Genomic DNA, 21,758 nt, shown 5'->3' on the forward strand with positions numbered 1-21,758 from the left:
AACAGACACCTTGTTATACATAAAAAGGAGTTACATTGTGAAAAAATCATTTATTAGCATGCAACAAGGAAAAAACAGCAATTGGCGATATATATTATCTTTGTTGTCGATTTTCTTCTTTATGATTTTAAGCGGCATTGCTTATTTCGTTTTACTTTTTGTAATTGAACCAGCCTCACTGGATACGCCTGAGTTAACATTAGGAAACCCGATATTAGACTTGGCCTTGTCACATATAGATTATCTTTTTTGGTTGATGGGTCTCTGGTTCAGCATGAAAGTCATTCTTAAGCGTCCATTCAGAACACTTATTACCCCTTATCGAAAAATTAATTGGAAGCGGATCGTATTTGGATTTCTCATTTTCTTTGGTCTTATGGCGATTTCATCCATCGTAGAATTTCTAGTATTTCCAAATAATTTTACCTTGCATGACTTTAATATCTCAAATTATATTTGGCTGTTGCTGATTGCATTATTACTTGTACCTATCCAGACAACTTGTGAAGAATTAGTATTTAGAGGATTTATTCTACAATGGTTAGGTAAAGGATTAAAAAATCCTATTTTACTATCTATTATCGTAGGAGGCATATTTGGTTCTCTGCATTTTGCCAATCCAGAGATGAGTGACGGAGCATTATTCGTAGGTTTTGATTATGTATTTACTGGCTTTATGCTTACCTATATAGCGGTAAAAAGCAATTCAGCTGAATTATCCATTGGTGCTCATGCAGCCAACAACGTCTTCCTGGCGTTATTCTTTACTTCGGATAACGATGTTTTTGGAGAAATCCCATCCCTATTTGTAGTTTTAGATGAGTCTCCGTTTTACAGTGCCCTTATGTCTTCCATCATTATTATTACTTTTTATGTCATCACGGTAAAAACTAGATTTGGAAAACGTATGAACAATGAGGGAAATCGGATATAATAACACAAAAAGAGTTCCGCTAGCAAGCGGAACCTCTTCCTGTATCTTCTTTCCAAACTATAGCATAAACAAGTCATCTATCTTGTCACTCCGCGTAAAAGACTCTTCGTTAAAAGCGATGTATCCGTGATAAAAGCCGCAGAATGTTGAAATGTGGCTTCATTAAAGTACTTTTCACCATATAGGTTAGAAACGTTTGCAAATAAACCCCTAAATCAATTAACCAGCCGACTTCTCAGAACGTGCAGTGAGCTCTGCTTCAATTTGCTCCAGGCTGCGTCCCTTTGTTTCGACAACGACAAATCGGACAAAGAGCAAGCCCAAGACGCATATGACACCAAAGGAGGAAAAGATAACACCAAAGCTAAATTGGTCTGCAAGAATAGGGAATACGAGACCGACGACCAAGGAACCTGTCCAGTTAAAGGCCGAAGAAATTCCAGCACCAATTCCGCGTACAGATAGCGGGAAAATTTCCCCGACTATTATCCAAGTCAAGGGCGCCCAAGAAAACGAATAAAATAAAATAAAGCTGCATAAGGAAATTAAAGTGATCCAGTTGAGTGCGCTTTCATTTAATCCAATAATCTCGAGAATTGCAGGAGCAAAGAAGGAAAGCGCCATACCCGTACCACCGACGGTTAGGATAGCACGGCGATTAAACTTGTCCACAAACTGTAAGAAAATTATCGTTGTTACAACGAAAATCACACCGACAATAACCGTAAATCCAGCAGCGACCTGCGGTGCTAACCCCACATTACGTGCGATACTTGTTGCATAATAAACGATAGAGTTAGAACCTTGGACTTGTTGAAAGGTTGCTATTCCTATCCCGATTATTAATGCCATACGAAATCGTTTCTGGAATAGTTGGCGAACACCTTTTTTCTCGTATTTCGTAATACTATTAATTTCTGCAACTTCAGCATCTACTTCAGCTTTTGATCCGCGCAACGAAGTTAATACTTCTCGTGCCTTGTCCGCCATCCCATTTTTAATTAAATAGCGCGGTGATTCCGGGAGCTTTAATACGCCAAAGTAAAGTACAATCGCAAAAACACCTGCACTGCCAAGCATCCAGCGCCAGCTGTTTGGAACTGGTTCAAAAATGAAAGATACGATATAGCTTAGTAACATCCCGCTTACAATCATCAATTGATTCAAACCTGAAAGTTTTCCACGTACTTTTGCAGGAGCTATTTCCGACATGTATGCAGGAACCAAAGATGAAGCTGTACCGACAGCAATACCTAAAATAATGCGTGATATCGTTAAAGTAATTTCTTCTGGAGCTATGGCTGATCCGATTGAACCAACTAAGAAAATAACAGAAGAAACAAGAATAATGTTTCTGCGTCCGAACCGATCTCCTAATAAGCCACTTAAAATTGATCCAATTATCGCGCCGCCCATCAAAGACGAGACAACAATTCCCAGCCACAATGGACTTAAATTGAACTCATCATGAATGGGGCCTTCCGCACCAGCGATTATTCCTATATCATATCCAAACAAGATACCAGCAAAAGAACCGAAGAAAAAGATAAACTTACTTGATACTTTACTCATGTTTATACTCTCCTTTAAGTGTTGACCCTCTGTGTAAGGTAAATTCCATTTATCTAAAACGCTTTCATTTTAATTCAATTCATCAGGATAACCTTGCTATGCTACTCTTAGATGCGGATATTGTCTCCTAGGAAGCATGGTCGCCTAGAGATGTAAACTTACTTAATTACAACATATTCCAAGCCGACTAATTTTGCATACGAGATAATTTGATCTGTCGTTAGCTTTAACGACACCACGGTATGATGCCCGCCGCCATTTTCAATCCAGGCTTTTATCCCATCATGGAAGTTCGGCTTAATTTCCCAAAGCACCCGAGCCACCGGAAGTTTAGGTGCAGGAACCATTGGTTCAAATGCAGACACTTCATTGATTAATAGCTTAAAATGCGTACCAAAATCAGCCATTGATACAACAACACCTTCTCCAGCTTTACCATCAAATACTAGACGTGCCGGATCTTCACGATCACCGATACCTAATGGAGAAACAACTACCTTCGGTTTATTGCTCGCAAGGCTAGGGTCTACCTCAAGCATGTGAGATTGCAGAACAGACTCCCGGCCAGGAGCCATCTCATACGTGTAATCTTCCATAAAGCCTGTAGATTTGTTGTGGCTCATCACTTTGAGTAAACGATCCAGGGCTGCTGTCTTCCAATCTCCTTCTCCAGCAAAGCCATATCCTTGCTCCATCAAACGCTGAACAGCAAGTCCAGGAAGCTGTTTCATTCCATATAAAACTTCAAAGTTTGTAGTGAAAGCTGAATATCCACCTTCATCTAAGAAACGTTTAATAGCAATTTCATAGCTTGCTTGTACTTTTACGCTAGCTTCCCACTCTTCTTTTGTATAATCGCCATACTCAAAGTCATAGAGATCCTTATATTCATTGAATAGTGCATTAATCTCTTCCTCCGTCACTGCGTCGACATACTGTACTAAATCTCCAATACCGTAATAATCAACCGTCCAGCCAAATTGAATTTGGGCTTCAATCTTATCCCCCTCTGTTACTGCCACATTGCGCATGTTATCTCCGAATCGAGCAACCTTGATGTCAAAGCTCTCTCGATAAGCAGCTGCTACGTCCATCCAATCTGCGATTTCCTGCTGCACTTCTTGTCTATTCCAGTGCCCTGCCACCACTTTATTTTGCTTCTTCAAGCGTGCATTAATGAATCCATACTCTCGATCTCCATGAGCAGCCTGATTTAAGTTCATAAAATCCATATCAATTGTTTCCCATGGAATTCTTTCATTGTATTGTGTGGCCAAATGGAGCATCGGTTTCTGCAATAGTTTTGTCCCACGAATCCACATTTTCGCAGGTGAGAAGGTATGCATCCACGTAATAATTCCAGCAACCTCATCACGATAATTGGCTTCCTTCATGATAGTTGTAATCGTATTTTCACTTACAGCTAAGTCCTGAAGTACAATCGGGTAAGGCAGTACACCGCTATCGTTTAATGCATCTGTCATCGTCTGCGCATTTGCTTTTACCTCAGCTAATGACTCTTCCCCATAGAGACCCTGTGACCCGACAACAAACCAAAATACATTATTCTTTATTTGCATCCTAATTTCTCCTTTATCGTTGATGTTAGCTTCTACTTATTGTCCGTAATAGGCATCTTTGCCATGCTTCCGTAAATAATGCTTATCTAATATTGGCTGCGGTAATTCGGGCGCAAAATGATTTAATTCTCGAGCAAACAAATTCATCTTCGCTACTTCATCCAGCACTACACTATTCATTACAGCCGATTTCGCATCTTTGCCCCACGTAAACGGCGCATGTCCTTGTAGCAGCACACCTGGAACTTCCAAAATATTCAAGTCGCGCTCTTTAAATGTTTCAATAATGACATAACCTGTTTCTGCTTCGTATCCGCGGTCAATCTCTTCCTGTGTCAAGAAACGTGCACATGGAACAGCACCATAAAATGTATCAGCATGAGTCGTACCCATTGCTGGCACATCAAGACCGGCTTGCGCCCAGATTGTCGCCCAAGTTGAATGTGTATGGACAATTCCGCCAATTTCCTGGTAGTGCTTATAAAGAACCGCATGTGTTTTTGTGTCAGAAGATGGATTCAGTTCTCCCTCTACTACGTTGCCATCAAGATCAACGACAACCATATCGTTCGGTTTCAGCTTGTCATAATCAACGCCGCTAGGTTTGATAACAAACAAACCACGCTCCCGATCAATGCCGCTTGCATTCCCCCAAGTATATTTCACAAGTCCATGCTTCGGTAAGTCTAAATTTGCTTGAAAAACTTCTTCTTTCAAATGTTCTAACATTGCAGCTCCTCCAAACTTTATATGAGATAGTTGACCGCAGCCTTCTCAATTTCTAAGCCTGCTTTATATCGTTCAATGAATTGTTCAAACCCTTCCACATCAAATGCGTCTGGATATATTTCTTGCCCATCAATGAATGCAAACACCTTTTGATCAAGGTAATCCGCTAGACTCTCTTTTTCCGTGCTATTTATCATGTAGGAAGCAAGCAACGCCATTCCCCACGCTCCGCCATCTCCTGCTGTTGTCATAACAGAGACAGGTGCATTCATAGCAGCAGCTACCATTTTTTGACCGACAATTGGGGTCTTAAAGAGTCCGCCATGCGCAACGATGCTGTCTATTGAGACCTTTTCTTCTTTGTGTAAAAGATCCATACCAATCTTCAGTGCACCAAATGCCGTAAATAAATGCGTTCGCATAAAGTTTGCTAGATTGAAGTTACTCTCTGGTGAACGAACAAACAATGGTCGGCCTGATTCGAACCCGGTAATATTCTCCCCTGATAAATAGCCGTAGCTAAGCAGCCCGCCGCCATCCGGATCTGCTTGCAATGCCTTGTTTAGCATTACTTCAAAAATAAGACTTGGCTCCGTTTTTATACCCATTGCTTCGGTAAACTCACGGAATAATCCCATCCATGCATTCATATCACTTGAACAATTGTTTGCATGTACCATTCCTACTGGGCTTCCGGTAGGAGTTGTGACCAAATCAATTTCTGGATAAACCTTCTTAAGCTCCTTCTCCAATACAACCATGGCAAAAACAGAAGTTCCGACAGAAACATTCCCTGTCCGCTTCCTGACACTATTTGTGGCGACCATTCCGGTACCTGCATCACCCTCTGGGGGACAAATCGGAATGCCTGCCTGTAAATTCTTCGACCTATCCAGAATCTTCGCCCCAATATCAGTTAAGACACCAGCTTGTTCGCCTGCATTATAAACCTTTGGTAAAACGTCTAATAGCTTCCATGGGTAACCTTTATCTTTTATAATTTCATCAAATTTCCTTACCATTTCTTCGTTATAATCTTGTGTTGTCTCATCAATCGGGAACATCCCCGATGCATCTCCAATGCCTATTGCTTTCTTACCAGTTAGCAGCCAATGAATGAAACCGGCTAATGTCGTTACAACATCTATGCGCGGCAGATGATCCTCGTCATTCATAATAGCCTGGTAAAGATGTGCAATGCTCCATCTTTCAGGAATATTGAATTGAAATGCTGCGGTCAGCTCTTTTGCAGCAGCACTAGTTGTGGCATTTCGCCATGTTCGGAAAGGAACTAACAGCTCTCCCGTTTTATCAAATGCCATATATCCATGCATCATGGCAGAGAATCCGATGGCTCCGATTGTTCGAATTGTAACACCATATATCCGTTCAACTTCTTGTTTCATTTCACTGTATGCCGTCTGTAGACCTGTAATAATATCCACCAGATTGTACGTCCAATAGCCATCTTCCAAACGGTTCTCCCACTCAAAACTTCCCGAAGCAATCGTCTGAAAATTGTTATCGATGAGAACTGCTTTAACGCGCGTAGATCCAAATTCTATGCCTAGTGATGTTTCCCCATTTGTAATGGCTTGTGCAATAGCTGCTCGATTCATGTTATTCCGATACCTCCCTCTCTTTTAAATACCAGCTAAAAGAATGCGCTTTCAAATAAAGCTACCCCCAGTTTATTTTCTGTACGTACAAATGTCAATAATTTTAAAATAGGTACTGTCAATTCGGGATTTCTGATTTGCAAAGCGTAGTTAACGTTCTTCATTTCTTTTTTGCAGATAATTATATCGAGTATTTTTTACATTTAATAAGATTTCCTACCAAAACAAAGGTTTGATTTCATACTTTTATGTCTCTTTTGCTTATGTTAAAATATGTCCATACAAATTTTAAATTTTAAGTATATGATTGCATACAACAACCAGAAAAGAAGTGATAAGATGAAGGCGAAATATCAAATCATCATGGAAGACTTGAAAAGTAAAATTCTATCGGGAGATTACAGTATTGGAGAACGGATACAGACCGAATCTGCTATGCAGGAGATATATGGTGTCAGCCGCCATACAGTTAGAAAGGCAATCTTAGAATTAGCAACAGAAGGATACTTGCGAAGTGAAAAAGGATCAGGAACTTATGTTAACGATTACCATAATGTTGGCAAGCCGCACAACAAAACAATCGGTGTAATCACTACATATATCTCTGATTATATTTTCCCTTCGATTATCAGAGGAATTGAAGGACGTTTAAATGAAGAGAATTACTCTTTGCTGTTAGCAAGTACAAATAACGATGTGGAACAGGAAAAGAAAGCTTTAGAGATGATGCTGTCATACGGTGTGGATGGTTTAATTGTTGAGCCGACAAAAAGTAATCTTTACAACCCTAATATTGCTTACTACCTTTCCTTTAAGGAAAAAGGCATCCCTTTCATTATGATTAACGCCCACTATGAGGAATTAGATGTTCCTTTCCTATGCTTGGACGATGTGAAATCAAGCTATCTTGCCACAAAGTTTTTGATAAGTAATGGACATACACAAATAGGACTTGTTTCCAAGATGGATGATTTACAAGGCAAGTACAGAATGAAAGGATATATAAAAGCACTTGGAGAAGCAAAATTACCTTTCCGTCCAGAGCATGTGCTCTCTTTTAATACAGAAACAAAGCAAGACTTGCATAAAAATTTAAGAGAATTCTTAACAGAAAAGAAAGATGCTTTAACTTCGATTATTTGCTACAACGATGAAGTTGGTTTAGAAGTAGTAAATGTATGCAGACAACTTGATATTGCGATACCAGACAACTTATCAATTATCGGGCAAGATAATTCCTATATTGCAAAAAACGCTACTATTAAACTGACTACTTTAACGCATCCACAAGAACAAATGGGGCGTGATGCAGCTAACTGGCTCATTAAGAAGCTTCAAGGAAAGAAAGATATGCCAAACGAAATCTTCTATCAGCCTGTATTAATGGAAGGCGAGACGGTAAAAGATATTAACGTAAAAAAAAGTTAATATAAATACCTAAACTAAATGAGCCTATTCTTCATTTATGGGTGATTACGATATAGGATAGCTTTTAGTTGAAATCGTGGTGTATTATTTATAATCTTTTCATATACTTAAACGTATAATACATGAGGTGATTACATGCAAATTCAAATAATATCTGGATTACTCGGTATTCTATTTATTGCTCTAGCTTATCTAGTTGCAGTCAAAAAAAATTACATCTTCTTAGAGGATATAATCAGCAACGTATACGCAAACAAAGGCAAAGATTTATTAATCTCGTAAGCTCTTTCTATTTAATTACAGGTGCTGTTTTAATCCTTGTACCTTTCACTCTTTCGTGGTCATGGAGTGCAACTGCATTAGAAATTATGTTAATATTAAATCTAATTATCTTAATATACGTTAACATAACAATGGTTGAAAAAGATTAAGGAATATTTTCTCGAATAATCTAAAAAAAGGTTGTACACTCAGTAATGTACAGCCTTTTTTCTGTATTAAGATTGAACAAGGTTATTAAGCCTACTAAAAGTTGGTCAAATGGCTGAAGAGTATCCATATCGGTCTGAAGTATTATTGGTAGAGGAAACCCATTAAGAAGACATGCTTCTTTCTTTTACTGGTGTATGAAGCAGCTTACACTTCGTCTTCAGTACTTCAGCTAGTTTTGCTACAATTTGATTTACGTGAATATCTACCGATTCATCACCCTGGTCAGCTGTAGTGTTTCAAGTATCCCCCTCTTTCTCCCCATGGAAAGTTGAGCTTCAAAAGGTTCAGCCAATTCGATCAACGTTAACCAAGTATAAAAGTGCTTAACATACCTAAAGTTCTAAATAACATTATATCGAAAAAGATAGATAATCTGAGAAGTTCGGACTTTATATTCCAATAAGGTTAAAGTTTAACTTTGTTAGGAAAGGGTATCATAGTAAAGTTAGGGAGATAGTGACGCGTGCACTTATCTGAAATGGAACTTTTTAATAGGGAGCTAGTCCGATTAATGCATGATTTTGAAAGATGCCCAGATGATATGATTAAAAAGCATATTTATCAAGACATTATGTTACTGAAAAGAGCAATACAATATAACCTAAAAACTAACTCTCCATTTACAAGTGATTTGAAATGGAGAGTTTATATTTTTTAGATATATCGTTTTACCGCAACTTGCAAAGACTGCGTAGTTTTAACGTCAAACCCAATGCCTAATTGCGTTGCCGTCTGTGCTATCTCAGGTCTAATTCCAGACAAGATAGTTTCCACTCCCAATAGTCTTAAAGAATTCACTATATTAAATATTCTGTGGTCCACCACCGTATCTATTATTACGACACCAGACATGTCGGTGAATAAGTACTCTCCCCCTAACTTCGCACATTGCGCAAGGACATTATCCAGCATATACTTGGCTCTATTCGTATCAATTTCACCAACAAGAGGCAACAACGCGACCTCCGCCGTCAATAAAATAACAGGCGTACTGAGTTCCAGGATCATCGTTTGCTGAGTAGCTAGTTTAAATTTAGCTTATTTGGCATTTTCTCTAGTAAACCAAACTATGACTTGATTAAATGCTTAGTTATCTTCTTCGAATAGCGAAGTGACTCTTTACCACATAAATCATGTTTCTCCGTGAAGTCTTCCATAAGCTCTAAGTACTTTGATTCTGTTCTAGTGAATTCATCTATAATGTCTTCAATCGGCGTTCTCAAGTGCTCCTCATCTTTTGAAATCTCCACTATCCACTCTTCAAATACTTCATAAGATAACGTGTTTTCAGGAATTTACAAAAATGCTTATGAAAGGCTTTGTTCTGTTCTAGTAATGCATCTATAACTGCTTGATCATCTGAACCATAAACTCCTTCGTTCTTGTTAAGCCCAGCAAACCAATCACTATTCAATTTTTCAATATTAGCACAAAGAAATTCATTAAATCTTTATCTGCTGCAACTTGCAATTTTTTTCGTTTGCCGTCATTACGTCTCCCTTGTTTTATAAGTTCAATAAACATTCTACCTTCAGTCGCGGTAGATGCGCATTTTTGAAGACGTAATGATTAGATGTGACGATCCTCATCCATCATCTATATTCAATGCCTATTTAGCCAGCTTCCTTTACTCAAAGCTTTAAGGAGGCCATATAAAAGACTGATATCAACCTTGATATCAGTCAATGATGCGATGTTATCTTTTTTCAGTAATAACCAACAAAACTCCAGCCGGAATAAATGCTGATTTATACCAAAAGCCATCCCAGAAAAGCAACCCACAACTACTCATTATAAAAGCTAAAGCTCATCCTATTAACTTGTAATAAAAATTACCAGCTAGAAACGTGCCAAATGCGTCCTGCGCAAAATCCGGTACTTCTCCAAACAGTACATATCCTTCAGACTGATAAAGCAAATTGGCTGGTCCTTCTTTTTCCGTATCAAGCAAGAGCAGTGTTTTGCCATCTGACTTTGCTGCTCGCTCAGCATGCTGAAGCAATTTTCTCGCGACGCCTTTCCTTCTGGCTTTGGTACTGGTCATCAACTTAGCTACTTCTGCGCGGTGGCGGCCATTTTCTTTGTCGCTGTAGTGCAACTGAACGGTACCGGTAATTTCGCCATCAAGTAATGCAATATATAGTCGTACTTGCTCTGAAAGAATAGAATCCCAATACAATAATGCCGTTTCTTTGCTCATTGGGTGCAAATAATTCATAGATGCTCCGTCAGCAACAACTGTTTGAAACAAGCTTGATTTATTTACAAATAGAAATATAAAGAATCAAGTGCAATCCCAATTGTATTTAATGTTCTCAAAAAATTTCTTTTAAAGATCTTATGGCTTGATTCTGCAGCTAATCAGCATGCCAAGAAAAATATGGGGAGGATGCAGGTAACATAAAATAGACCATCAGCAAATAAAGGTTGATGACTTTGTCTAAACGATGACGATACAAAACTTACATTTGAGTAAAACAATACAAAGAAAGTGAATAATTATTTCGTAATCTTCCTTTCAATAAAAAAGGATGCATATCTGCATCCCTTTTTTATAATGTATCACGCCAATCCAACAGTACTTGCTTTTCCTGAACAGTTATTGCCTGATTCTCTACAAGAATATCTGTAAGTTCATCAAAATCAGTCAACGTTTCAAATGGTACACCAATAGCTGCGAAATTATCATCTGCTTTCTTCAGATTGTAGCTGAAGATAGCCAACACTTTCGTCACAAACGCCCCTGCTTCCTGCAGTGCTTGGACTGTGTTGATTACAGAACCGCCAGTTGAGATAAGATCCTCGATGACAACAACATGTTTACCGGCAACGTCAGCTCCTTCGATTTGATTGCCTTTTCCGTGCCCTTTTTTGCTGGATCGGACATAGATCATCGGCAGACCTGCTTTATCAGCTAGCCATGCGGCGTGCGGGATTCCACCGGTTGCACATCCTGCAATGATATCTGTTTCCGGTAATTCTGCTAACTTCTCCTGAAACTGCCGCGCTATAGCTGTCCGTACTTCGGGATGACCTAATGTAAGACGATTATCGCAGTAAATCGGCGAGTGAATGCCAGAAGCCCAAACGAATGACTTGGCTGGATCAATCTGTATCGCATCGATTGAAAGCAATGCTTCGGCTATATTAGTTGTAGTTGTCATAGTTTTTCCACTCCTCGATTACTTGTTCGTATGCTTTTTTTGGATTAGCTGCTGCTGTAACGCTTCTGCCAATCACAAGATAGTCCGCTTGCATTCTTCTAGCGCCAGCAGGCGTTGCGATACGGTGCTGGTCATTTTGTTCAGATCCCGCCAGCCGTATTCCTGGTGTGACGGTGAGAAAGTCGGCTCCGCATGCTGCTTTGATACTAGCTGCCTCAAGCGGAGAACATACCACCCCATCAGCACCTGCTGCTTTGGACAATTCCGCAAGATGCAAGGCATATGCAGCGAGCTCCATCGGCTGTTTTAGATCACTTCGAACCGTTTCTTCATTCATTGATGTCAGCATGGTGACCGCTATCAGTTTAGGCTCAGTTTTTTGGGCTCCTTGCAGCAGACCATCTTTCGCCGCTTCGATCATTTTTGCTCCGCCTAGTGCGTGAACATTCAATATATCTACATCAAGTCCAGCTAGATTACGCATAGCGCTTTTGACTGTATTCGGAATGTCATGCAGCTTAAGGTCGAGGAATATTGGATGGTTATTCTCTTTCAGCTGGTGGATGATTGACGGTCCTTCTCGGTAAAATAGCTCCATTCCGACTTTTACTGGAATATCGGCAAGCTCATGCTGATCGAGGAAATGCAGTGCTTCTTCCCCGGTCGGGAAATCAAGCGCGAGATAGATTGGTATCTGCATGTTCATGCCCCTTTCCGATTGCGTCCTCTACACTGGAGAAACCATATTTACTCAGAACATCAGGTAGATTCTGTATGATTTCAGAGCAGACGAATGGATGCTGGAAATTAGCGGTACCTACCGCTACAGCTGATGCACCGGCCAGAAGGAATTCCAGCACATCCTCAGCTGTTGTTACGCCTCCCATGCCGATGATTGGCAAGTTAGTCATCTGGCGAATTTGGTAAACCATGCGAATCGCTACGGGTTTTACAGCAGGACCAGATAAGCCGCCTATTTTGTTGGCAAGCAACGGTTTTCTTCCCGCTAAGTTAATTTGCATACCTGTTAGTGTATTGATTAAAGACAAACCATCTGCCCCGCCTTCTTCGACAGCGCGGGCGATGACCGTGATATCGGTGACGTTCGGCGAGAGTTTTACATAGACTGGTACATCGCTTACTTCTTTCACGGCAGCTGTAACCATTTTGGCAAGTTCCGGATCGGTGCCAAATTGGACACCACCTTCTTTCACATTCGGACAAGAGATGTTCAGCTCTATCGCTTTTATTACTGGATGCTTGCTTATTTTCCGTGCTACTTCTACATACTCTTCGACAGTGCTGCCTGCTACATTGGCGATAATCGGCGTGTCATAACCCGCTAAAAACGGGAGCTCATTCTCTATTATCTGGTCAACACCTGGGTTTTGTAAGCCAATTGCATTGAGCATACCCGCAGAGGTTTCGGCAACGCGTGGTGTGCCATTGCCGTAACGCGCAGAACCGGTTGCCGCTTTGATTGTAATCGCGCCGAGAAGGTTTAAGTCATAGAGCCCTGCGTATTCCTTGCCGAATCCGAAACAGCCGGAAGCTGGTAAAATAGGATTCTTCATATCCAAGCCTGGAAGTTTGACGTTTAAATTCATGCCAGCACAACCTCCTTCGCTCGAAAGACAGGTCCGTCTTTGCATATTTTCTTATAGCCGCTTTCACTGTCGGGCGCTGGTACAACACATGCGAAGCAGGCGCCAATACCACAGCCCATTCGCTGTTCTATTGAAATGAAACCTTCCTCATCTTCAAGCTGGGTGGATACAGCTTTGAGCATGCCGGTAGGACCGCAGGTGAAAAACTGATCAAAATCGAAACCTTCCTTTTTGATAATATCAGTGACAAACCCTTTTTCCCCAGCGCTCCCATCATCTGTTGCAAGATAATAGTTTCCTAGTTCACGAAATGCTTCTTCATAGAAAACTTGCTCTTTGTTTTGGAATCCAGCTACTATCGTAACCTGGATGCCTTTTTCATGCAGACGCTGTGCCAGATAATAAAGCGGAGGTACGCCAATTCCGCCGCCTACGAGCAATGCATGTTTCATTTGGAGTTCATCGACTGGATAACCTTGTCCACACGGTCCAAGTGCATCCAGCTGATCTCCCGGCTTTGCTTTAGCCAGTGTGTTTGTTCCTTCTCCTAGCAATTTAAAGAGGATTGTGATTGTAGACTCCTGTTTATCAACACCAGCGATACTGATCGGACGACGGAGCATATGATTGCTGCCTTCTCCTACTAGTAAATGCAGGAATTGACCGGGCAGGATATCCTCCTGCGCCATCTTGCCATGGAAAGTCATTTCCACAGTGTCCTTGGCTATCGTCTTTCGACTGATGATTTGGAGCTGTTCATGAATCAAGATGGCATACCTCCTGCGACTACAGGTTTGGCTGTGAATGTCATGGATTCGATGATGGTTGCGATCGCTTTAGCTGTATCCAGGCTCGTCAGGCAGGCGATGCCATGCTCGACCGCTTCACGGCGGATAAGGAAGCCGTCAGATCTAGGCTGTTTGCCAGAAGTCAATGTGTTTACAACAAATTGTACTTCGCCATTTTCAATAATGCTGATCACATTCTGCTCAGAAGCACCAACCTTACCTACTGTTGTTACCGGAAGGCCTGCTTCTTCGACTGCTGCGCTTGTTCCTTCGGTTGCATACAGCTGGAATCCAAGCGCATAGAAAAGTTTCGCGATTTCCATTGCTTCTTCCTTGTCTTTATCAGCCACGGTGAGCAGGATGGCACCTTCCTGCGGTACAGACAGACCGGATGCAAGCAGTCCTTTGTACAGTGCTTTTTCAAGGGTGCGGTCATGCCCGATTGCTTCGCCTGTCGATTTCATTTCCGGTCCGAGCAAGGTATCGACGCTCCGCAGTTTCTCAAAGCTGAATACCGGAACTTTCACATATACATCCTCTGGCTCTGGCAATAAACCAGATACATATCCCATGTCAGCAAGCTTTTGACCCAATATTGCCCTTGTGGCAATATTCGCCATCGTCACATGTGTGATTTTGGACAAGAATGGGATGGTGCGGCTGGCACGCGGGTTCACTTCCAGGACATAAGCTTTGTTTTGGTGGATGACGAACTGGATGTTGATCAAGCCTTTCACTTTCAATGCCTTGGCGATTTGCATTGTTGCATCGATGCATTGCTGGCGGCATTCTTCCGATATCGTCTGTGTCGGGTAAACGGCGATCGAGTCACCAGAATGGACGCCTGCGCGTTCGATATGCTCCATGATGCCGGGTATGATTGTTGTATCTCCGTCACTGATAGCATCCACTTCGACTTCAATTCCAGTCAAGTATTGGTCAATCAGCACTGGATGGTCATGGCGGACATGCACCCGTTTTTCCATGTAATGTTGCAATTCGTCTGCATTGTAGACGATCTCCATATTGCTTCCACCAATGACGTATGATGGTCGGACAAGCACTGGATAACCGATTCTTTCAGCTGTCGCCGCTGCATCCTCCAGTTTGGTGATGGATGCTCCTTCTGGTTTTGTAATCTTCAATTCATCGAGCAGTTTTTCAAACTTATCCCGGTCTTCCGCTGCGTCGATTGCCTGTAACGATGTTCCAAGGATGTTCACGCCGCGGCGCTCCAATCCTTCTGCAAGGTTGATCGCAGTCTGTCCGCCAAATTGCACGATGACACCGAGCGGATTTTCCAAGTTGACGACATGCATGACATCTTCCAGCGTAAGCGGTTCGAAATAGAGCTTATCGGATACGCTGAAATCCGTTGAAACCGTTTCGGGATTGCTGTTGATGATGATGGCTTCGTAGCCTGCCTCACGAATGGCCAGGACGCTATGTACTGTTGCATAGTCGAATTCAATTCCCTGCCCGATACGGATTGGGCCGGAGCCAAGCACGATTACTTTCTCTTTATCAGAAGCGACAGATTCATTTTCTTCTTCGTAAGTGCTGTAGAAGTATGGTGTTTGCGATTCGAATTCTGCTGCACAGGTATCGACCATTTTGTATACAGGCTGAAGGCCGTTTTCTATTCGGAAATCATATACTTTGTCCTCTGTTGTAATCCACCAATGGGCGATTTCCCGGTCAGAGAAACCTTTTTGTTTTGCTTCTCGCAATAATGCAGGTTCCCATGGCTGTTCTGCCAAAGCTGTTTCCAGATTGATCAGTGCTTCAATTTTCCAGAGGAAGAAGCGATCGATCTTTGTCAGTTCATGGAGCTGTTCTACGGAATACCCGCGGCGGAAAGCCTCTGCAAGAACGAACAATCGCTCATCATCCGCTTTGACAAGCCGATGCTCCATCTCTTCATCGCTCATGTCATCCAGGTTGATCGATTTAAGGCCGTTCGCTTTGTTATCCAGGGAACGGACACCTTTGAGCAAAGCTTCCTCCACATTACGTCCGATCGCCATCACTTCTCCAGTCGCTTTCATCTGTGTACCGAGCTTGCGGTTGCCGCTGACGAATTTATCGAATGGGAAGCGCGGCAGCTTCGCGACCACATAATCGAGTGCTGGTTCAAAGTATGCGTATGTCGTCCCTGTCACCGGGTTTTTGATTTCATCCAATGTCAGCCCGACAGCAATTTTGGCAGCCATCTTTGCAATCGGATATCCCGTCGCTTTGGAAGCAAGTGCACTGGAACGGCTGACGCGCGGGTTCACTTCGATGATGTAATAGTTGAAGCTGTGCGGATCCAGAGCCAGCTGTACATTACAGCCTCCTTCGATCTGCAGCGCTTTGATGATTTTAATGGATGCATTGCGAAGCAGCTGGTATTCCCGGTCACTCAGTGTCTGGGAAGGTGCAACAACAATGCTGTCTCCTGTATGGATGCCAACCGGATCGACATTTTCCATATTACAAACGACGATCGCCTGGTCATTTTTATCTCGCATCACTTCGTATTCAATTTCTTTGAAGCCGGCAATATTACGCTCTATCAGACATTGCGTCACTGGGGAAAGCGCCAGACCGTTTTTTGTAATTTGCTTCAATTCATCTAAGTCGTAGCACATACCGCCGCCTGTGCCGCCCAATGTATATGCCGGACGTACGATGAGCGGAAAACCGATTTCTTCGGAAAATGCTACAGCTTCCTCTACTGTCGTGACAATTTGACTCTCCGGGACTGGTTCGCCAAGCTCGTGCATCAAATCACGGAATTGCTCCCGGTCCTCCGCCTGCTGGATTGCCGCAAGCGATGTTCCAAGCAGTTCGACGCCGTATTCTTTCAGGATGCCTGAGTTATCCAGTGCAACGGCCAAGTTCAAACCCGTTTGCCCGCCGAGTGTCGGAAGCAGCGCATCCGGCTGTTCTTTACGAATGATCTTACTGAGGAATTCCACGGTGAGCGGCTCCATGTAGACTGTATCCGCAACCGTGTGATCTGTCATGATAGTAGCTGGGTTGGAGTTGGCAAGAATGACTGTATAGCCTTCTTCACGCAATGCTTGGCACGCTTGTGTACCGGAATAATCGAATTCAGCCGCCTGCCCGATTACGATCGGACCGGAACCGATGACGAGGATTTTTTGGATATCAGTACGTTTAGGCATAAGTTGCTTCCCCCTTGGCTGTCTGTTTGCTTTGTGTAAGTTTTAGAAAATCATCGAATAGATGGCGGGTATCTTCCGGTCCTGGTGCTGCTTCCGGATGGTACTGGACACACATCACTGGATGTAGGCGGTGTTTAAGCCCTTCCACGGTTCCATCATTCAAGGCAACCTGGGTCAGGATGAGATCCGTTGCAGCCAATGATTCCTTGGTTACGGTAAACCCGTGATTTTGTGAAGTGAGGTAGGTTTTCCCTGATTCCAAGTCTTTGACAGGGTGATTGGAGCCCCGATGCCCGAATTTCAGTTTTTCGGTATTGGCCCCGGCTGCGAGTGCAATCAGCTGGTGACCGAGACAGATACCGAAAATGGGTACTTGGCCGATCAGCTCACGAATCGTCTGGATGGCAGGTGACACGTCTTTCGGGTCCCCAGGTCCATTCGTCAGCATGATGCCATCAGGGTTTAAATGAAGGATTTGTTCGGCAGTGTAATGCCAAGGTACAACGGTGATATGACAGTCGCGGGCAGCCAACTCGCGAAGGATGCCATGCTTCATGCCAAAGTCCATGACGACGATGCGTTTGCCGCGTCCTGGCACAACATAAGCTTTTGCAGTACTCATACGCTGTACTTGATCATTTGGGAGGGAAATCGTTGTCCAGCTGACGTCGGCTTCAAGTGTTTCAACTGCTTCTGTCAATCTAGCTTTCATCGCCCCTTGCTTACGGATGATCTTTGTCAGTTTACGAGTGTCGATACCAGCAATTCCAGGAATTTGATGGAACTGAAGGAAGGCGTCAATTGTATGCTGCTTACGGAAATTGGAAGGTCCACTGCTAGCTTCTTTCACAACCAGTGCCTGAATGGATGGCTGGATGCTTTCGAAATCATCACTGTTGACGCCATAGTTACCGATCAAAGGATATGTCAACGTTACAATCTGACCGCAGTAGGAAGGGTCGGAAATAATTTCTTGATAGCCAGTCATGCCTGTGTTGAAGACGATTTCTCCAGTCGTTGCGCTATCGCTGCCAAACGCAGTACCGGTAAATACGGTACCGTCCTCCAGGATAAGTTGTCGTTTCTTCATTTTACCGCTTCCTTTCTGTAGACGATTTCTCCGCCAAAAATCGTCATCGTTGGTTCTGCTTTGTAGCGCCATCCGATGAATGGTGTGTTTGTTCCTTTTGATTCGAATTGGGATGGATCTACTTCTCCTTCGGCATCAAGATTCAAAACAGCTAAGTCTGCTGCTGCGCCGATTTCGAAGCGGCCAAAAGGAAGCCCGAATGCTTTTGATGGCTTGATTGTAAGCCAATCAATCAGCTGATTCAGCGTAAAGATACTTGTTTCAACAAAGTGTGTATAAAGCAAGCTGAAAGCAGTTTCCGATCCAACGATACCGAATGATGCATCCAGCATGCTGACATTCTTCTCTTCCGCTGTGTGCGGCGCATGATCTGTCGCAATCATATCGATCGTTCCATCAAGCAGTCCTTCAATCAACGCCTGGCGATCAGCCTCGGATCTGAGTGGCGGATTCATCTTGAAGTTTCCGTCATCTGTTTTGATATCCTCATCTGTCAGAAGTAAATGGTGCGGTGTCACTTCGGCAGTGACGCGGATGCCAGCACGTTTGGCATCGCGGATCACCCGGACCGATTCCTTCGTGCTCACATGGCAGATATGATAATGACAACCAGCGGCTTCCGCCAAGAGGATATCGCGGGCAATATGTACGGACTCAGACACGCTGTTGATACCCGGCAGTCCGAGTCGCGCGCTTGCTGTGCCTTCGTGCATGACGCCGCCTGGTACCAGGCTGTCATCTTCGCAATGTGCAACGACTGGCATGCCTAACTTGACTGCTCGCTGCATCGTCTCCAGCATCATCCCGGCAGATTGGATGCCAAGACCATCATCTGTAAAAGCAAATGCATCTTGCATGTTTTCCATGTCCACAATTTCGCGGCCGAGCTGCTGCTTTGTGATCGTCGCATATTGCAGCACGCGGATCACGCCGCTTTCTTCATTTCTTGCTCTGATGCTGGCGAGTGTCTCTGGACAATCCGGTGCGGGACGGAGATTCGGCATGGCAGCGACAGTCGTGAAGCCGCCTCTGGCTGCTGCCTTTGTACCTGTTGCAATCGTTTCTTTCTTTTCTGCCCCTGGTTCGCGCAAATGCACGTGCACATCCACAAAACCTGCTGTCACAAGCTGACCTTCCAAATTTTCTACATTATCTTCTGCTGTTATCTCTATTTGACTTGCGATCTCTTTGATGATACCATCGTCGATTTTCACCATTACTTCTTCCAGTTTCTGATCAGCTGTTAACTGCTTCGCGTTTGTCAAGATTGTAGCCATGCTTGATTCCCCATCCTTCCAATAATGTTAAGATTACTGCCATCCTGGCTGCTACGCCATTTTCCATCTGACGGAAAATTCTTGAGCGTGGTGCTTCAACCAAACTGTCGTCGATTTCGATGCCTCGATTGACTGGTGCAGGGTGCATGATGATGGCATGACGCTGCATCCTTTTTTCTCTTTCAACAGTCAATCCGTAATTCTCCAGATACCCCGCTGCTTCCCGCTTTGTTTCATGACGCTCAAACTGGATCCGGAGCAGCATCATGACATCGCATTGTTCTACTGCTTCATCCATATCCAGGACCGGGATTCCGATGGATTCATCCATCCACTCCGGTTTGCCCGCTGCAAAGACTTGCGCCCCCAAATTGCGCAAAGCCATTGCATTGCTTCTGGCAACCCGGCTGTGGCGGATATCTCCGGCAATCACGATTTTCAGGTCCTTGAAGCGTCCATATTCCTGGTAAATCGTCATCAGATCAAGCAAGCATTGTGTCGGGTGTTCCCCTTTTCCGTCACCGGCATTGATAACCGGAATATCCAGCTTTTCTGTAAGCATTGCAGCTGTGTGCTCCTCTGGATGACGGATGACAAGGACCGAAGCGCCGATCGATTGAAGGGTCTTCGCGGTGTCATAGACGGTCTCGCCTTTGGTTACGCTGGATGCCTCAGCGGCGAAGTCCAGCACTTCCAGTCCGAGTTTCCGTTCTGCTACGGTAAAGCTCATCTTCGTCCGTGTGCTCGGCTCGAAGAATAGATTGGCTGCGAACAGCTGCTCCCTGTATCCAGATACCCCCTGTGCCTGTATGTCTGTAGCGAGCTGTACGAGCTGCAGCAGTTCCTCTGCGGTAAGATGCTTCATCGATACGAAATGCTTCATGTCCTTCTCCTCCTTATTTGGTTGCTTGTTTCTGATCTTCGGCTGTGAACAGACTGCCGTTTCCAAGACCGGATTCTTTGCCCGGCAAGATAAGGTTCAAGATGACACCGACTAGTGCTGCCAAGGCCATACTGTTGATCTCCAGGTCAAGTTCGGCGATTTGGAAGCGAAGGAAAGCTCCCCCGATTCCGATGACCAAGATGATCGAGCTGATGATCAAATTGCGTTTATCCCCAAGATCAAGCTGACTATCGATCATTGTCCGAAGACCGCTGGCAGCGATGATCCCGAACAGCATGATGCTCACGCCGCCCATGACCGCAGATGGCACGGAACTGATCAAACTAGTGATGAGGCCAGTGAATCCGAAAAAAATGGCAAGTATCGCCGTGCCTCCGATGACGAAGACACTGAATACTCTCGTGATTGCCAGAACGCCGATGTTTTCCCCATAAGTTGTGTTCGGCGGTCCGCCAAGCAAGGATGCGATCATCGTCGCCACCCCATCTCCAGCAAGTGATGCGTGCAAACCTGGCTTGACAAGCATGTTCTGGTCGACGATTTTTGATAAAGCCAGCTGGTGCCCGATGTGCTCGGATACCGTCACGACAGCGATTGGTACCATCGTGAAGAAGAGCTGCCAGCTGAATACATCTGCGACATTGTAGTCGACGAACGGAATGGTGAAATCCGGTACCGTGAACATGCCGCTGAAGAAAGAACCGATGGAATCTGCTGTTGCAATCTGGTTCCAGGCAGACTGTACGCCACTCGTATCGACGATTCCCTGTGTAAGTGCGTAGATATAGCCGCCGATGATTCCGATCAGTACCGGAATCAATCCGAGGAATCCTTTCAGGAAGATGGAAGCCGCTACCGTGATTGCCAGCGTGACAAGTGCGACGACGAAATATTTCGTGCTGTATTCCCCAGTATCAGGAGCATTCATTGCCATATCCACTGCGGTTGGTGCCAGGGCCAGACCGATGACGATGATGACTGGTCCGACGACAATTGGAGGAAGCAGTTTAATGATGCCTTTCATCCCGCCGAGTCGGATGGCGATTGCGACGATTCCGTAAGCAAGACCTGCCAAAAAGCTGCCGATCATGGCTCCGCCGATCCCGGCAGCTTCAATCGACTGCGTAATCGGATAGATAAAAGCAAAACTTGAGCCTAGATAAGCTGGCACCGTCCCTCTTGTGATCAAGATGAATGCGAGTGTACCGACACCGCTTGATACTAGTGCCACTGCTGGATCCAGTCCGGTCAGTGCCGGTACAAGGATGGTCGCACCAAACATGGCGAATAAATGCTGCAAGCTGAAGATGATCCATTGATTCCATTTTGGTATGTCGTGTATGTTCAGTGCTGGTTTCATTATTTCTCTCCTCTTTTCCCCTATAAAAAAAGCCTCTTTGC

General features: G+C 43.8%; 17 protein-coding genes. 2 read left to right on the forward strand and 15 right to left on the reverse strand.

Features of this window, described 5'->3' with window-relative positions:
- Positions 1 to 37 precede the first annotated feature (37 nt).
- Positions 38 to 934: a CPBP family intramembrane glutamic endopeptidase gene (locus BLQ53_RS07390; protein WP_093726654.1), complete on the forward strand. Its 897-nt coding sequence runs from the start codon at positions 38 to 40 to the stop codon at positions 932 to 934.
- Positions 935 to 1,153: 219 nt separating this feature from the next.
- Here BLQ53_RS07390 and BLQ53_RS07395 read toward each other — a convergent pair whose 3' ends face one another.
- From BLQ53_RS07395 to BLQ53_RS07410, 4 genes are all read right to left on the reverse strand, one after another.
- Positions 1,154 to 2,506, reverse strand: coding sequence for a sugar porter family MFS transporter (locus tag BLQ53_RS07395; RefSeq protein ID WP_093726655.1), 1,353 nt, complete (start codon positions 2,504 to 2,506; stop codon positions 1,154 to 1,156).
- 158 nt (positions 2,507 to 2,664) lie between these two features.
- A complete protein-coding gene (araA, locus tag BLQ53_RS07400) occupies positions 2,665 to 4,086 on the reverse strand; it encodes an L-arabinose isomerase (RefSeq protein WP_093726656.1) in 1,422 nt (473 codons plus the stop codon).
- A 36-nt stretch (positions 4,087 to 4,122) separates the two neighbouring features.
- Positions 4,123 to 4,815: an L-ribulose-5-phosphate 4-epimerase gene (locus BLQ53_RS07405; RefSeq protein ID WP_093726657.1), complete on the reverse strand. Its 693-nt coding sequence runs from the start codon at positions 4,813 to 4,815 to the stop codon at positions 4,123 to 4,125.
- Between the two features lie 17 nt (positions 4,816 to 4,832).
- Positions 4,833 to 6,434, reverse strand: coding sequence for a xylulokinase (locus tag BLQ53_RS07410; protein WP_093726658.1), 1,602 nt, complete (start codon positions 6,432 to 6,434; stop codon positions 4,833 to 4,835).
- Between the two features lie 339 nt (positions 6,435 to 6,773).
- On the opposite strand from BLQ53_RS07410, the gene BLQ53_RS07415 reads away from it, so the two are divergent.
- Entirely contained in the window at positions 6,774 to 7,862 is a 1,089-nt protein-coding gene (locus tag BLQ53_RS07415; RefSeq protein ID WP_093726659.1) for a GntR family transcriptional regulator, read from the forward strand.
- Positions 7,863 to 9,008: 1,146 nt separating this feature from the next.
- On the opposite strand, the gene BLQ53_RS07425 is transcribed toward BLQ53_RS07415, so the two are convergent.
- The 11 genes from BLQ53_RS07425 to BLQ53_RS07480 all read right to left on the reverse strand — a co-directional run bounded on the left by BLQ53_RS07425 (position 9,009) and on the right by BLQ53_RS07480 (position 21,717).
- Entirely contained in the window at positions 9,009 to 9,308 is a 300-nt protein-coding gene (locus BLQ53_RS07425; RefSeq protein ID WP_244499281.1) for an STAS domain-containing protein, read from the reverse strand.
- Positions 9,309 to 10,161: 853 nt separating this feature from the next.
- A complete protein-coding gene (locus tag BLQ53_RS07435; protein WP_093726663.1) occupies positions 10,162 to 10,572 on the reverse strand; it encodes a GNAT family N-acetyltransferase in 411 nt (136 codons plus the stop codon).
- Between the two features lie 334 nt (positions 10,573 to 10,906).
- Positions 10,907 to 11,518: an orotate phosphoribosyltransferase gene (pyrE, locus tag BLQ53_RS07440; protein ID WP_093726664.1), complete on the reverse strand. Its 612-nt coding sequence runs from the start codon at positions 11,516 to 11,518 to the stop codon at positions 10,907 to 10,909.
- The gene (gene pyrF / locus BLQ53_RS07445; RefSeq protein ID WP_093726665.1) at positions 11,502 to 12,218 is read right to left on the reverse strand and encodes an orotidine-5'-phosphate decarboxylase; all 717 of its coding nucleotides are present in this window, start codon (positions 12,216 to 12,218) and stop codon (positions 11,502 to 11,504) included. The genes pyrE and pyrF overlap by 17 nt, the downstream gene beginning before the upstream one ends.
- The gene (locus BLQ53_RS07450) at positions 12,190 to 13,125 is read right to left on the reverse strand and encodes a dihydroorotate dehydrogenase (protein ID WP_093726666.1); all 936 of its coding nucleotides are present in this window, start codon (positions 13,123 to 13,125) and stop codon (positions 12,190 to 12,192) included. The genes pyrF and BLQ53_RS07450 overlap by 29 nt, the downstream gene beginning before the upstream one ends.
- Positions 13,122 to 13,895 carry a dihydroorotate dehydrogenase electron transfer subunit gene (locus tag BLQ53_RS07455; RefSeq protein ID WP_093726667.1) on the reverse strand — a complete coding sequence of 258 codons (774 nt, stop codon included), beginning with the start codon at positions 13,893 to 13,895 and terminating at the stop codon, positions 13,122 to 13,124. The genes BLQ53_RS07450 and BLQ53_RS07455 overlap by 4 nt, the downstream gene beginning before the upstream one ends.
- Positions 13,889 to 17,086 (reverse strand): carbamoyl-phosphate synthase large subunit, encoded by a 3,198-nt coding sequence (gene carB, locus BLQ53_RS07460; RefSeq protein WP_093726668.1) that lies wholly within the window; start codon positions 17,084 to 17,086, stop codon positions 13,889 to 13,891. Before carB ends, BLQ53_RS07455 begins: the two co-directional genes overlap by 7 nt.
- Positions 17,079 to 18,176 (reverse strand): carbamoyl phosphate synthase small subunit, encoded by a 1,098-nt coding sequence (locus BLQ53_RS07465; protein ID WP_093726669.1) that lies wholly within the window; start codon positions 18,174 to 18,176, stop codon positions 17,079 to 17,081. Before BLQ53_RS07465 ends, carB begins: the two co-directional genes overlap by 8 nt.
- Entirely contained in the window at positions 18,173 to 19,453 is a 1,281-nt protein-coding gene (locus BLQ53_RS07470; RefSeq protein WP_093726670.1) for a dihydroorotase, read from the reverse strand. The genes BLQ53_RS07465 and BLQ53_RS07470 overlap by 4 nt, the downstream gene beginning before the upstream one ends.
- Positions 19,413 to 20,336 (reverse strand): aspartate carbamoyltransferase catalytic subunit, encoded by a 924-nt coding sequence (locus tag BLQ53_RS07475; protein WP_093726671.1) that lies wholly within the window; start codon positions 20,334 to 20,336, stop codon positions 19,413 to 19,415. The genes BLQ53_RS07470 and BLQ53_RS07475 overlap by 41 nt, the downstream gene beginning before the upstream one ends.
- A 13-nt stretch (positions 20,337 to 20,349) precedes the next feature.
- Positions 20,350 to 21,717 (reverse strand): solute carrier family 23 protein, encoded by a 1,368-nt coding sequence (locus BLQ53_RS07480; protein WP_093726672.1) that lies wholly within the window; start codon positions 21,715 to 21,717, stop codon positions 20,350 to 20,352.
- Positions 21,718 to 21,758 lie beyond the last annotated feature (41 nt).

The sequence above is a fragment of the Terribacillus halophilus genome, assembly GCF_900101385.1.
Taxonomy (GTDB): Bacteria; Bacillota; Bacilli; order Bacillales; family Amphibacillaceae; genus Terribacillus; species Terribacillus halophilus.

Excerpts from the sequence above, each read along its gene's own strand:
- araA (WP_093726656.1), bottom strand. The coding sequence starts at position 4,086 with ATGCAAATAAAGAATAATGTATTTTGGTTTGTTGTCGGGTCACAGGGT.
- BLQ53_RS07450 (WP_093726666.1), bottom strand. The coding sequence starts at position 13,125 with ATGAATTTAAACGTCAAACTTCCAGGCTTGGATATGAAGAATCCTATT.
- pyrF (WP_093726665.1), bottom strand. The coding sequence starts at position 12,218 with ATGCAGATACCAATCTATCTCGCGCTTGATTTCCCGACCGGGGAAGAA.
- pyrE (WP_093726664.1), bottom strand. The coding sequence starts at position 11,518 with ATGACAACTACAACTAATATAGCCGAAGCATTGCTTTCAATCGATGCG.
- BLQ53_RS07480 (WP_093726672.1), bottom strand. The coding sequence starts at position 21,717 with ATGAAACCAGCACTGAACATACACGACATACCAAAATGGAATCAATGG.
- BLQ53_RS07395 (WP_093726655.1), bottom strand. The coding sequence starts at position 2,506 with ATGAGTAAAGTATCAAGTAAGTTTATCTTTTTCTTCGGTTCTTTTGCT.
- carB (WP_093726668.1), bottom strand. The coding sequence starts at position 17,086 with ATGCCTAAACGTACTGATATCCAAAAAATCCTCGTCATCGGTTCCGGT.
- BLQ53_RS07415 (WP_093726659.1), top strand. The coding sequence starts at position 6,774 with ATGAAGGCGAAATATCAAATCATCATGGAAGACTTGAAAAGTAAAATT.
- BLQ53_RS07435 (WP_093726663.1), bottom strand. The coding sequence starts at position 10,572 with ATGAATTATTTGCACCCAATGAGCAAAGAAACGGCATTATTGTATTGG.
- BLQ53_RS07470 (WP_093726670.1), bottom strand. The coding sequence starts at position 19,453 with ATGGCTACAATCTTGACAAACGCGAAGCAGTTAACAGCTGATCAGAAA.
- BLQ53_RS07410 (WP_093726658.1), bottom strand. The coding sequence starts at position 6,434 with ATGAATCGAGCAGCTATTGCACAAGCCATTACAAATGGGGAAACATCA.
- BLQ53_RS07475 (WP_093726671.1), bottom strand. The coding sequence starts at position 20,336 with ATGAAGCATTTCGTATCGATGAAGCATCTTACCGCAGAGGAACTGCTG.
- BLQ53_RS07405 (WP_093726657.1), bottom strand. The coding sequence starts at position 4,815 with ATGTTAGAACATTTGAAAGAAGAAGTTTTTCAAGCAAATTTAGACTTA.
- BLQ53_RS07465 (WP_093726669.1), bottom strand. The coding sequence starts at position 18,176 with ATGAAGAAACGACAACTTATCCTGGAGGACGGTACCGTATTTACCGGT.